Consider the following 13,587-nt stretch of genomic DNA (forward strand, 5'->3'; position numbering starts at 1 on the left):
ATGGCAACTGAACCAGAGGAGGAATTTTCATGACACCATTTTGGGGTGAAGTCGTAGGTACAATGCTGCTTATTATTTTTGGAGGCGGTGTATGTGCGGCAGTCAATTTAAAGAAATCGCTCGCATATCAGTCCGGCTGGATTGTAATCGCTTTCGGATGGGGATTTGCAGTAGCCATAGCAGCTTATGCAACAGGTGGAATCAGCGGAGCGCATTTGAATCCTGCACTGACAATCGGGCTTGCGTTAGAAGGAAGTTTTCCTTGGGCTGATGTACCAATGTATATTGCCGGTCAAATGCTTGGCGCATTATTAGGAGCTATTATTGTCTTTTTACATTACTTACCGCACTGGAAAGCAACAGACGATCCAGGTGCAAAGCTTGGTGTATTCTCAACTGGTCCTGCGATTCCGCATACTTTTGCAAACGTACTTAGTGAAGTCATCGGTACATTTGTATTGGTTCTAGGAATCTTAGCGATTGGTGCAAATAAATTCGCGGATGGAATCAATCCGCTGATTGTTGGTTTCTTAATTGTCGCAATTGGTCTTTCATTAGGCGGAACAACTGGTTATGCAATCAATCCTGCACGTGATTTAGGTCCGAGAATTGCTCATGCGATTCTGCCGATTCCAGGTAAAGGTCCATCGAATTGGAAGTATGCGTGGGTGCCGGTCGTTGGTCCAATTTTAGGTGGTGCATTTGGCGGTGTTTTCTACAATGCAGCCTTTAAAGCGAACATCACTCCAGCCTTTTGGATTGTAAGCGTTATTTTAGTTGTGGTATTGTTAGGACTCTATGTCTCTACGAAAAATCAAACAAATGCTGTAAATGAAAGTATGTAAGGGGAGGAAAACACCATGGCAAAAGAAAAATATATTCTCGCTTTAGATCAAGGGACAACAAGCTCAAGAGCGATCTTATTTGATCAAGAAGGCAAAATTGCACATACAGCTCAGAAGGAATTTAATCAATATTTTCCGAACCCAGGCTGGGTAGAACATAACGCAAATGAAATTTGGAGCTCTGTTCTATCTGTCATTTCAACTGCTTTAATTGAATCAGGCATTGAAGCAGATCAAATCGCCGGTATCGGCATTACGAACCAGCGTGAGACAGCTGTTGTTTGGGATAAACATACAGGCGCACCTGTTTATAATGCAATTGTTTGGCAGTCTAGACAAACGTCAGGCATTTGTGAAGAGTTAAAAGCGCAAGGACACAATGAAACGTTTAGAAATAAAACAGGTCTTCTCATTGATGCTTATTTCTCAGGGACAAAAGTAAAATGGATTTTAGACAATGTAGAAGGTGCTCGTGAGAAAGCAGAAAATGGCGACTTGCTGTTTGGCACAATCGATACATGGCTCATTTGGAAGATGACAGGCGGTCAATCACACGTCACAGATTACTCCAACGCGTCAAGAACGTTAATGTTCAACATTTACGATCTGAAATGGGATGAAGAATTACTGGATATCCTTGGCGTACCTGCTTCTATGCTTCCAGAGGTGAAACCATCTTCACACATCTATGGTGAAACAACAGACTATCACTTCTTCGGCAGAAATATTCCGATTGCAGGAGCTGCGGGAGACCAGCAGTCTGCACTATTCGGTCAGGCTTGCTTTGAAGAAGGAATGGCGAAGAACACGTATGGTACAGGATGTTTCATGTTGATGAATACAGGGGAAAAAGCAATTAAGTCGGATCATGGTTTATTAACGACAATTGCATGGGGCATTGACGGTAAAGTTGAATATGCTTTAGAAGGAAGTATTTTCGTAGCTGGTTCAGCGATTCAGTGGTTGCGCGACGGACTGAGAATGTTTAAAGACTCAAAAGACAGCGAAGCTTATGCGGAGCGCGTTGAGTCAACAGAGGGCGTATATGTCGTTCCAGCATTCGTTGGTCTAGGCACACCATACTGGGACAGTGATGTCAGAGGCGCTGTATTCGGATTAACACGCGGTACTTCTAAAGAGCACTTTGTCCGTGCAACGTTAGAATCACTTGCTTATCAAACGAAGGATGTTTTAGATGCGATGGAAAAGGATTCAAACATCTCATTAAAAACTTTGCGTGTAGATGGCGGAGCTGTAAAGAATGATTTCTTAATGGGCTTCCAAAGTGATTTGCTGGATGTACCAGTAGAGCGTCCAGAAATTAATGAAACGACGGCACTCGGTGCGGCCTATCTTGCGGGAATAGCAGTTGGCTTCTGGAACGACCGTTCAGACATTGCAAAACAATGGAATCTTGACAAGCGCTTTGACCCTAAAATGGAAGAGGACAGCCGTGACTCGTTATACAGCGGGTGGAAAAAGGCTGTAAAAGCAGCTCAAGCTTTCAAATAAACCAAAAGTATGGTATACTTCAAGTAAGTTAATAGAACGGTTGGAGAACTGGAGAGACCGCAGGCACCGAAGTGTAGAAATACGCTTTGGGTGTTTGCGGTCTCTTTTTCTTTACCGTACAACATGGGAGGAACAAGAGATGACTTTTTCTAGCTTAGAAAGAGAACAAATGCTGCAGGAAATGACAAAAAAACCATATGATGTGTTTATCATTGGTGGGGGTATAACAGGCGCTGGTACAGCACTTGACGCGGCTTCACGCGGAATGCGTGTCGGTCTTGCAGAAATGCAGGATTTCGCAGCAGGTACGTCTAGCCGCTCAACGAAACTAGTGCACGGCGGACTTCGTTATTTAAAACAATTTGAAGTGAAAATGGTCGCAGAGGTCGGTAAAGAGCGTGCCATCGTATACGAAAATGGTCCTCATGTCACGACGCCAGAATGGATGCTTCTTCCGATGCATAAAGGCGGGACATTTGGGAAGTTTTCAACCTCTATTGGACTGAGAGTGTATGACTTTTTAGCTGGCGTAAAGCATAGCGAACGCAGAAGCATGCTAAGTGCGAAAGAAACGCTTGCAAAAGAACCGCTTGTCAAAAAGGACGGCTTAAAAGGCGGCGGCTACTATGTTGAATACCGTACAGATGATGCACGCCTCACAATCGAAGTGATGAAAGAGGCTGTGAAATTCGGAGCGGAAGCGGTCAACTATGCGAAAGTAAAAGAATTTATTTATGATAAAGGCAAAGTGGTTGGTGTTGTCATTGAAGATGTCATGACGAAGAAAACATACGATGTGTATGCGAAGAAGATCGTCAATGCGACAGGTCCATGGGTAGATCAGCTTAGAGACAAAGATCACTCAAAAGAAGGAAAACACTTACAGCATACAAAAGGAATTCACTTAGTATTCGACCAATCGGTCTTCCCATTAAAACAAGCGATCTACTTTGACACACCTGATAAACGTATGGTCTTTGCCATTCCAAGAGAAGGCAAAACGTACGTTGGAACAACAGATACAGTGTACAAAAAACAGCTGGAGCATCCGCGTATGACAAAAGCCGATCGCGACTATGTCATTCAAGCGATCCAATACATGTTCCCTGATCTCAATATTACAGAAAAAGATGTGGAGTCCAACTGGGCCGGTCTTCGTCCGCTCATTCATGAAGAGGGCAAAGATCCTTCAGAAATTTCTCGTAAGGATGAAGTGTGGACATCATCTTCAGGCTTAATCACCATTGCTGGTGGTAAATTAACAGGCTATCGCAAAATGGCTGAGCATATTGTCGATCTCGTACGTGATGGATTGAAACAAGAGACTGGCAAAGATTACGGACCATGTAAAACAAAGCATATGCCAATCTCAGGCGGTCATGTAGGCGGATCTAAAAACATGGCAGCTTTTGTTCAAGCGAAAACGGCAGAAGGAGCATCTGTTGGTTTAACAGAACCGATTGCACAAAAACTAGCTGAAAAATATGGTTCAAACGTCAGCAGTGTCTACAAACGAGTAGAGCAGCTTCAAGGGGAAGCAGACAAACGAAACATTCCAGCATATGTGCTGGCAGAGCTTGTCTATGCGATCGAAGAAGAACTAGCTGTAACACCAGTCGATTTCTTCTTAAGAAGAACAGGAAGCCTATTATTTAATATCAATTGGGCAAAAAAATACGCACAGCCTGTTGTTGATTACATGGCAGAGCGTTTTGGCTGGGATGAAGCAGCAAAACAGAAACATCAAACAGAATTAGATCAACTATTCCATGAAGCAGTCGTACCGCTTGATGCTGAATAAAAGGAAAAGCCGATCATGTATCGGCTTTTTTAATTGTCTATCGCAATTTTTGATATAGCATGACATTAAGGATGATTCGATATAAAATATAAGTAGATATTATTTATAATGATGGTAAGAAATAGGAGGACGACCATGAGTTGGAAGACGAATTATGAGCGATGGATCAATGAGAAGCACCTGGAAACTGAACTAAGGGAATGGCTGGAGACGCATCAAGATGATCATCAAGCACTTGAAGACTGTTTCTACAAAAACCTTGAGTTCGGCACTGGAGGAATGCGCGGTGAGATTGGTGCAGGCACGAACCGAATGAATGTGTATACTGTTCGTAAAGCTTCAGCAGGTCTTGCTGCGTATATTGCGAAACATGGAGAGGATGCAAAAAAAAGAGGCGTCGCCATTGCATATGATTCACGTCATAAATCGCCTGAATTTGCGATGGAAGCAGCCAAAACACTTGCTTCACAAGGCATTCAAACGTACGTATTCGATGAATTGCGTCCGACACCAGAGCTCTCCTTTGCGGTTCGTGAGCTGCATGCATTTGCTGGAATTGTTGTGACAGCAAGTCATAATCCACCAGAATATAATGGCTATAAAGTGTATGGTGAAGATGGCGGGCAGCTGCCTCCATTTGAAGCAGACCAAGTCATTCAAGAAGTAGATGCAATTGAAAATGAACTGTCAATTTCAGTTGATTCTGAAGAAACGTTGAAACAGCAAGGACTGATCAAAATGATCGGAGAAGAAATCGACCATGCTTATATTGAAAAATTAAAAACCATAATTGTGCACCCTGAGCTGGCACATGAGGTTGATGTCAAAGTCGTTTTTACTCCGCTTCATGGGACGGCCAATCACCCTGTCAGAAACGGGCTTCAGGCTCTAGGTTATCAGCATGTCACGGTTGTGCCTGAGCAGGAAAAACCAGATCCACAGTTCTCAACAGTGACCTCGCCTAACCCAGAGGAGCATGCAGCATTTGAGTACGCCATCAAGCTTGGCGAAAAACAAAATGCCGATATCCTCATTGCAACAGACCCAGATGCTGACAGATTAGGCATTGCGGTCAGAGATCACGAAGGAGAATTTACTGTTTTAACAGGCAACCAAACAGGCGCCCTGCTGCTCCATTATTTATTGTCTGAAAAACAAAAGCTGGGTCAGCTGCCGCCTCGTCCTGTTGTGATGAAAACCATTGTCACAAGTGAGCTTGGGCGTGCTGTAGCATCAGCTTTTGGGGCCGACACGATAGACACACTTACAGGCTTTAAATTTATTGGAGAAAAAATTAAGCAGTTTGAAAAGAGCGGAGAATACACGTTTCAATTCGGTTATGAAGAGAGCTATGGCTATTTGATCGGTGACTTTGCTCGAGATAAAGATGCGGTGCAAGCGGCACTATTAGCCGTTGAAGTCGCTGCCTTCTATAAAAAACAGGGCAAGTCCTTGTACGACGCGCTTGTCGATATTTTCAAGCAGTTTGGATTTTACCGTGAAGGATTAAAGTCTTTAACCTTAAAAGGAAAAGAGGGAGCAGAGCAGATTTCAGCGATCCTTCATACCTTTAGAACAAATCCGCCAGCTGCCATCGCAGGGCAGCGCATCACAGTGATCGAGGATTACCAATCAAGTCAAAGACATCTTGTGGCTGAAAAGAAAGAGGAAACCATTCATCTGCCGGCATCAAACGTGCTGAAATATTTCCTTGAGGACGGTTCGTGGTTCTGCTTAAGACCTTCCGGCACTGAGCCTAAAGTGAAATTTTATATTGCAGTCAAAGGCACATCTTTAACAGATAGTGAAGAAAAACTAAAGCATCTGTCAGAAGAAGTGATGAAAGTCGTTTATGATATTGTGGAAGAAACAGCGAAATAACGAAAGACAAGGCCATCGTGTATGAATGCATGATGGCTTTTTTCTCAGTCAAAAGGATGAGAAGAAATCATTCTTTTGGAGAAAGAGCCGCGTGGGGACTCATGGTATAATGAGCGTAATGATAAGTGAAGGCTGCAAATGCCGGGGGTAAACAGTATGGGAGAATACCAAGAGAAGGTTGAAACATTAAAAACGTTAAAAGAAATTGCTGAAAAGCTAAATGAAGGCATGGAAATGAAAGAAACGCTCCATGAAGTGCTCCATATGCTGATGGATGTCACAGGCTTTCATTCAGCATGGATTTATTTTATAGAAAAAGACGGGTCATATGAACTGATGGCAGAGGTTTCTTTACCTGAAGCACTCGCAAAGCATCAAAAACAGCTCATGTGTCAAAATGATTGTTATTGCATCAATCGATACACAAAAGGCTCACTGCAATCAGCCACCAATATTATAAACTGCAAACGGATTGAAACGGCGATTGAACAAAAGCTTGGAGATACAGAAGGGATTACACATCATGCGACGGTGCCGCTACAAGCATGTAAGCGTACGTTCGGCTTATTAAATGTGGCGGCAAAGGGGAAAGTCACATTTACACAAGAAGAGCTGAATTTGCTTGAAAGCATTGCGCTTCAAATTGGCACAGCGATTCAGCGGATGAAGCTTGTGCAAAATGAACAGCAGCACGCCCTTTTACAAGAAAGAAACCGGCTGGCACAGGATTTACATGATTCTGTCAACCAAATGCTATTCTCTGTGAGTCTGACTGCTAAGGCTGCACGGCAAATGACAAGCGATCAGAATCTAGGGGAAATGATTGATTTTATTCAACATTTGTCACAAGACGCTCTGATTGAAATGCGGTCACTCATTTGGCAGCTGAGACCAAGAGGCCTTGAAAAAGGGTTTACGACAGCAATTGAAGAGTATGCTCAGCTTTTAGGATTACGCTGCAATTTATCTTTATCAGGCTGTGTAGAAATGGATCATTCTCACAATGAAACTTTGTTTCGGGTCTGTCAAGAAGCGCTGAATAACTGTCAAAAACATGCGGAAGTAGAAGAAGTCGAGGTCAAACTTGAGCAAGCAAAAGATACGTTCGAGATGAAAATCATTGACCTCGGAAAAGGTTTTCAATATGACGAGCAAATGAGCCTTCCTTCACTTGGGCTGAAAGGGATGTCTGACCGCATCCGAAGAGCAGGTGGTACATTTTGTATCCATTCAGAGTTAGGAAAAGGAACAACGATTCATGTAAAAGTGCCATTTTCACAAGAAAGGAAGGGATCGTCATGAGAGTTGTCATTGCAGATGATCATCATATTGTGAGAAAGGGCCTGGTGTTTTTCTTACAGACACAGCCTGATGTGGACATCGTTGGTGAGGCGTCCAATGGGCAAGAGGCATTAGAGGTTGTCAGAGATACTCAGCCTGACATTGTCTTAATGGATTTGTCTATGCCTGTCATGAATGGCATTGAGGCAACGAAACAAATGACGCTGGAAATGCCGGATACCCGCATTGTGATCCTGACAAGCTATGCGGACAAAGATTATGTGATTCCCGCCATTCAAGCAGGGGCGAAAGCCTATCAATTAAAAGATGTAGCACCAGAAAAGCTGCTTTCGACCATGATTGAAGTACAAAATGGCACCTATCAGTTAGATGGTCATATCACGACTTTTCTTGTGCAGCATCTGACAGAGCCAAAAGAACAGAAATGGGCATTGATGAAAGAGCTTACCAATAGAGAGCGAGATGTTTTATTTGAGATTGCAAAGGGCAAAAGCAACAAAGAAATTGCCTCATCGCTGTTTATTTCTGAAAAGACTGTCAAAACGCACGTATCTCATGTATTATCAAAGTTAGAGCTGGCAGATCGAACCCAGGCGGCTCTGTATGCAGTGGATTATCAAAAAAATCAGCCAAAAGAGCTGCTATGACAGAAGGGGATTTAGTCGTTATGCTAAAACTTTTAAGCGCACATTCAATTCAATGAATTGAATAAAAAAGAGCACAGATGTTGGTTATTTGATGTGCGCTTTTGTGTAAAAAGAGAGGCATGGATCGTCTAATTTCTAATAGAAAAATGTAAAAGACTTGACGAGTGGATGCTCATCAAGTCTTTTTTTATTTTATAGGAGGTGATGAACTGGTCAATCACAGGTGAATTTAAAATGGGAGGGAATCAAAGTGGAAAAATATGAATTAGTAAGTGGTTATCGCCATGATGTCAAATTAAAAGAGAGCTTTAATAAGCTTGCGATCGATACATTTGATTTGGATTTTAGCGGCTGGTACGAAAGAGGCTATTGGGATGAAAAATATATACCTTATTCCTTTGTACATAACGGGAAGGTAATCTCTAACGCTTCTGTCTATCTTATGTCAGTGATCATTGATGGGCAAACGTATCGAGCAGTTCAAATCGGCACTGTTATGACAGATCAAGCCTATCAGCGCAAAGGATTAGCGGCAAAATTAATGCAGCATATCATGGATCAATACAAAAATGAGTGTGATGTCATCTTTCTTTTTGCTAATGAAACTGTGTTAGATTTTTATCCGAGATTTGGTTTTACCCGTCATCACGAAAGTGAATATAGCTTAAATATCAATAAAAGCGCTATTCAAATAAAAAAAGGCGTAGATGTTAAAAAGCTGACATTGGAGCAAGACCTCTCATTACTTGAACGTTTCGCAGAAAAGCGGCAAACTCACTCAATGAAGCTGGATGCTCAGCATCACAGCAGCTTATTGATGTTTTATTTTACATTAGTATGGCCGGATGCCATTTTTTATATTGAAGCATTAGATAGCATTGTGCTGTTGAATGAAGAAAATGAAACGATGCATGTGTTCGATATCATTTCGCTTCAAACACCAAATGTACAAGAAGTTGTAGAAAGCATTGTGAAGGAAACAACGGAAAAAGTGATCTTTTATTTCACGCCTGATACGACAATTGAAGGTTTACACGCAGTTACAAAGCCAAATGACGAGGATGCACTATTTATTTACACAAAGGAACATTGGGCAAAAGGCCACTTTATGTTTCCCATCACAGCGCACTGCTAATTGTATGTAAAAAGGGAGGGCTAAAATAAACTTCATTCTAGCCCTTTTTCTTTATGTGTACATCGGTTGTGAATAAACTTCAGCAGCAGCAGCCTCTGAAGCGTGGTCAATGTACTGCAGGAGCCCATATAAACATTTTTCAACATCTGCATCGTTCCGGTTAAATTGATACGCATGTAAGAAATGCTCAATACGTTTCGAGAGCAAATCATCTTGCGTACGTACCATAAGAATAAGTAAATTATCCCATTGCGAGCGATGCGTATAATAAAGTGCTTTATCATAATCCGCCACATTCATTAAACCTTCTCCTTTCCCTTGAGAAGTCCTCATTAGTTTGCTCGGAACATATCGACTTTTTCAGGGGAAAAGTTGGTGTCCGCATGAATTGCGTACCGGGAATTATAGGCTGAATAATTGCTTCATGTATGAAAAAGGATCAGCCAGCTAAAGCTAAACAAAACATATATGAAAGTGAGATCAATGATATCATGCAGTCGAAATGGTGGATGCTTATTGCAGCAGGAATCGTTTTGCTTGGCAGTTTGATGATTCATCCTGCATCAAAAGCAGCGGTGCAGCCGTTTGAAAATTGGGAAAGACTCGCGTACACAGCGTTGCAAGATGAATATAAAGGTGCCGCTTTAAACGATTATCATTACATTGGCCGGACAGAAGTAAATGATGAGCAGACAAAAGATGTGTTTCGCGTAACTGTTAAGGAAGGCTCAACTCGCTTTGCCGCACATGCAGAAATTTATTTTCATCCGGTGACCGGTCATTTGATTAGTATTAACGTGTTTCGACTATAAAGAAGCACCTTTTTTTGTAAAAGGTGCTCGAGGTGTTCTGACAAACCCTCAATAACTGCCTTTACTAGCACGCTCAAAAAAAGACAAAGGGCCAAAATTAAGATCATTTTAGCCCTTTGTCCAACAATTTATTTCGAGATGGATTTACTTCATGCTTCCTTGAAGATAAGCGCGAATATCCACACCAAGTGAATCTGCTAATCGCTGGCCGTAATCTTCATCGGCACGATAGAAGTTGCAGATTGCAAGTAATTTTGTTTTGTCATTTACATCTTTCAAATCAGCTGTTAGGTTTTTAATCAATGCTTGTTTCTCTTCTTCAGAGTAGCTTCGATATCTTTCTCCAGCTTGTTTGAAATCGTTCGGTTTTTCAATTTTTTGTCTCACCATACGGTCACCGTGAAGAACTGGCTCACTTTCTTTGTAGTGAGGGTTTTCTTTTGGCTGATCGTCATAACGGTTTGGTTCATAGTTAATATGACCGCTTGGACGAGTCGTTGTCATAAAGCCATCCTGCTGGTTATTGTGTACAGGTGCATAAGGGCAGTTAACCGGAATGCGCATGTAGTTCGCACCAAGACGGTGACGCTGCGTATCAGGATATGAGAACAGACGGCCTTGAAGCAGTTTATCTTCAGATGCCTCAATTCCTGGAACAAATGCACTTGGCGTGAAAGCAGACTGTTCTGTTTCAGCAAAGAAGTTTTCAGGATTGCGATTGAGTGTCATGCGTCCTACTTTTTGAAGCGGGTAATCTTCCTCGCTCCACGTTTTAGTTGGGTCACATGGATCATAATCAAGTTCATCATAATCACTAAGCGGCATAAGCTGGACATATAAGTCCCATGCTGGGAAGTTGCCTTTTTCAATGCGGTCATATAAATCTCTTGTCGCATGCTGGAAATCGTTCGCTTGAATTTCTGCTGCTTCTTCCATAGATAAGTTGTGAATACCTTCAGAAGGTCTCCAGTGATATTTCACATATTTTGCTTCGCCGTATTTGTTCACCCATCTAAATGTATGCACACCAGAACCACGCATTTCAGCGTAGCTTGCAGGGATTCCTTCGTCAGAGAAGAGCCATGTGAGCATATGAGTGGATTCAGGTGTTAAGGTCATAAAATCCCAATAACGGTCAGGATCTTGAATATTGGTTACAGGATCTGGCTTGAGAGAGTGAACCATATCAGGAAATTTCAATGCATCACGAATAAAGAAGATCGGCAAGTTGTTACCAACGAGATCATAGTTGCCTTCTTCTGTATAAAATTTGACAGCAAAGCCGCGCGGGTCACGTAAGGTTTCAGGTGAACCTTTTGGATGAATAACGGTGGAGAAGCGAACGAAAACGTCTGTTTGTTTGCCTTCTTCACTTAAGAAGGCCGCTTTTGTATGTTTCTCCATGCTGTTTTCTACTTCAAACACACCGTAAGCGCCGGCGCCTCTAGCATGAACGACACGTTCTGGAATACGTTCACGATCAAAGTGTGCGAGTTTTTCAATCAAATGGTAATCATCAAGAAAGGTAGGTCCGCGGTGACCAGCCGTTCTTGAGTTTTGGTTATCGCCAACAGGAACGCCTTGGTTCGTTGTCAAATTTTTATGATTTGAATTTGTCATTCTTTTCTCCTCCTGTAAACAAAAAAGTGTTTTCTAGCAATCTATATACCCTAATTATATTGAATCAAACATGATAGTCAATATTTATTTATAATAATTTTAAATAAATTATTATTACAAGAAGGTAAAGAAAAAGACGAAAGAATAAAATTCTTTCGCCTTAAAGCAGGAGCTCTCTGAGAGCATCTTTGTTTTGTGTTAAATCTTTTAGTGTGTATCCGTCAAGAACGCTTAAATAAGCAGTGAGTGCTTCATGAAGTACATGCTTTAATGAACAAATCGGGGAAATGATGCAGCCATTTTTCTTTGGATCAAAGCATTCAACCATGACTAAATCATCCTCTGTATAACGGACAACCTCTCCAATGTTAATGCTTTCTGGGCTTTTTCCAAGCCTGATCCCGCCATTTCTTCCGCGAATCGTGTCTACATACCCGCGTTTTCCAAGATGATAAATCACCTTCGTCAGATGATTTTTAGAAATGCCATAAACATCGGCGATCTGCTGAATATTTGACAGTTCATTGTTTTCTCTTGATGCTAAATAAATGAGTACCCTTAATGAGAAATCTGTGTAATTCGTAAGTTTCATTTTGACGACCTCTAAACCTAATAGAGTTTTGTATCATCGTAACACATTTTAGACAAAAACTGTTCGAGAAAGTGTGAAATGTGACAACATTTAAAACATGTATTATAAATATTGCTTTTAGAGACTGTCTTCCATTACGATAAAGATGTATTTAAAATACTTCTTTTGAAAGAAGGAATGAAGATGTTATCTAAAGATCAAATGAATGCAATAAAGCAATCAGCTCCTCTATTAAAAGCCGAGGGAACCAAACTTGTCACTGTTTTTTATGAAAATATGATTCGCCAGCACCCGGAGCTACTCAATCAATTTAATAAAACAAATCTTATGAACGGAAGTCAGCCAGAGGCACTTGCTGCGACACTATATCAGGCTGCACTGCACATTGATCGATTAGAGGAATTACTACCTGCGGTCAAACAAATTGCCCATAAGCATGTCAGTGTCATGGTCAAAAAAGAGCAGTACCCAATTGTCGGGTATCACTTGATTGAAGCGATGAAAGATGTGTTTCGTTTAAGAGAAGAAGATGACACTCTATTAGCGTGGAAAGCTGCATATGACATCATTGCGAATATTTTCATTACCATTGAAGCAGAAATGATGGATGATAATGTGAAGCAGACAGGTGGATGGGCAGATGTGAAGCCGTTTGTGATAAAGAAAAAGAAGCAAGAATCTCCATCGCTTATCTCCTTTTATTTAGTACCAGAAGATGAATCAGAGCTGCCAATGTATAAAGCAGGCCAATACATTACGGTTCAGACAGATATGCCAGGAGAAGCCTATATGTGCAGCAGACAATACAGCTTATCAGACGAGCATCATCCATCTTATTACCGTATTACAGTGAAGCGTGATGGTCATGTGTCCAAATTTTTGCATGATGAAATGGAAGAAGGGGACGTTCTTCAAGTGAGTATGCCGCAGGGAATGTTCTGCTTGCAAGATGACATAAAAGAGCCTGTTTATTTCATCAGTGCTGGGTCTGGTGTCACACCAATGATTGGTTTAGTGAAAACTGCAGCACAAAACAGCCAGACATTTACGATGATTCATGCTGATCGATTAGAGGATGTCATCGCTTTTGAAAATGAGTTTGAACGCGTTTTAGCTTCAGCAGCCCATGGGCGCATCATTCTATGTAATGAACAATTTGCGCAGTCTGGAAAGGGTGAGCTTGTTGAGAAAGCGGTTTCCCGCATTGATCGTCCATTTCTTCAATCGGTGATCGGAGAAGGGAAAGGCCAATTTTATCTATGCGGTTCCCCGGTGTTTACACAGGAGATCATTCATATTTTAAAAGAGCTGGGAATTCCAACAGACCATATTCATTTCGAAGCATTTGGCGGGCAATCCACGAAAGAAATGGAAGTCGTCTAAACGGTTGGAGGAACATCATGTTTTTTTACATACGCTCATATAGTAGGGATAAGTCCG

At 41.6% G+C, this 13,587-nt stretch carries 12 protein-coding genes; 9 read left to right on the forward strand and 3 right to left on the reverse strand.

Annotated features, from left to right (window positions below; all coding sequences use genetic code 11):
- The first annotated feature begins 29 nt into the window (after nt 1-29).
- From C9414_RS13170 to C9414_RS13200, 7 genes are all read left to right on the forward strand, one after another.
- Nucleotides 30-845 (forward strand): MIP/aquaporin family protein, encoded by an 816-nt coding sequence (locus tag C9414_RS13170; RefSeq protein ID WP_039177442.1) that lies wholly within the window; start codon nt 30-32, stop codon nt 843-845.
- Between the two features lie 15 nt (nt 846-860).
- Nucleotides 861-2,357, forward strand: coding sequence for a glycerol kinase GlpK (glpK, locus tag C9414_RS13175; RefSeq protein ID WP_039177444.1), 1,497 nt, complete (start codon nt 861-863; stop codon nt 2,355-2,357).
- A 139-nt stretch (nt 2,358-2,496) separates the two neighbouring features.
- Nucleotides 2,497-4,158 carry a glycerol-3-phosphate dehydrogenase gene (glpD, locus tag C9414_RS13180; RefSeq protein WP_047202870.1) on the forward strand — a complete coding sequence of 554 codons (1,662 nt, stop codon included), beginning with the start codon at nt 2,497-2,499 and terminating at the stop codon, nt 4,156-4,158.
- A 135-nt stretch (nt 4,159-4,293) separates the two neighbouring features.
- Nucleotides 4,294-6,039, forward strand: coding sequence for a phospho-sugar mutase (locus tag C9414_RS13185; RefSeq protein ID WP_107163802.1), 1,746 nt, complete (start codon nt 4,294-4,296; stop codon nt 6,037-6,039).
- 156 nt (nt 6,040-6,195) lie between these two features.
- Nucleotides 6,196-7,341: a GAF domain-containing sensor histidine kinase gene (locus C9414_RS13190; protein WP_107163803.1), complete on the forward strand. Its 1,146-nt coding sequence runs from the start codon at nt 6,196-6,198 to the stop codon at nt 7,339-7,341.
- Nucleotides 7,338-7,988, forward strand: a complete 651-nt coding sequence (locus C9414_RS13195; protein WP_039177456.1) for a response regulator — start codon at nt 7,338-7,340, stop codon at nt 7,986-7,988. Before C9414_RS13190 ends, C9414_RS13195 begins: the two co-directional genes overlap by 4 nt.
- A 250-nt stretch (nt 7,989-8,238) precedes the next feature.
- Complete coding sequence (locus C9414_RS13200) at nt 8,239-9,123, forward strand: GNAT family N-acetyltransferase (RefSeq protein WP_107163804.1); 885 nt, start codon at nt 8,239-8,241, stop codon at nt 9,121-9,123.
- A gap of 51 nt (nt 9,124-9,174) precedes the next feature.
- Here the strand turns inward: C9414_RS13200 and C9414_RS13205 are convergent, their stop codons facing one another.
- Entirely contained in the window at nt 9,175-9,423 is a 249-nt protein-coding gene (locus tag C9414_RS13205; RefSeq protein WP_024425297.1) for a YhdB family protein, read from the reverse strand.
- 191 nt (nt 9,424-9,614) lie between these two features.
- Here C9414_RS13205 and C9414_RS13210 point away from each other — a divergent pair, with 191 nt between their 5' ends.
- On the forward strand, nt 9,615-9,935 hold the full coding sequence (locus C9414_RS13210) for a YqzG/YhdC family protein (RefSeq protein ID WP_390273615.1): 321 nt from the start codon (nt 9,615-9,617) through the stop codon (nt 9,933-9,935).
- A gap of 144 nt (nt 9,936-10,079) precedes the next feature.
- Here the strand turns inward: C9414_RS13210 and C9414_RS13215 are convergent, their stop codons facing one another.
- A complete protein-coding gene (locus tag C9414_RS13215) occupies nt 10,080-11,555 on the reverse strand; it encodes a catalase (RefSeq protein WP_039177466.1) in 1,476 nt (491 codons plus the stop codon).
- Between the two features lie 160 nt (nt 11,556-11,715).
- Nucleotides 11,716-12,147 (reverse strand): Rrf2 family transcriptional regulator, encoded by a 432-nt coding sequence (locus C9414_RS13220; protein WP_047202875.1) that lies wholly within the window; start codon nt 12,145-12,147, stop codon nt 11,716-11,718.
- 183 nt (nt 12,148-12,330) lie between these two features.
- Here C9414_RS13220 and C9414_RS13225 point away from each other — a divergent pair, with 183 nt between their 5' ends.
- The gene (locus C9414_RS13225; RefSeq protein WP_107163805.1) at nt 12,331-13,530 is read left to right on the forward strand and encodes a globin domain-containing protein; all 1,200 of its coding nucleotides are present in this window, start codon (nt 12,331-12,333) and stop codon (nt 13,528-13,530) included.
- Nucleotides 13,531-13,587 lie beyond the last annotated feature (57 nt).

This window comes from Bacillus sp. Nf3, from assembly GCF_003028545.1.
Lineage (GTDB): Bacteria > Bacillota > Bacilli > Bacillales > Bacillaceae > Bacillus > Bacillus safensis.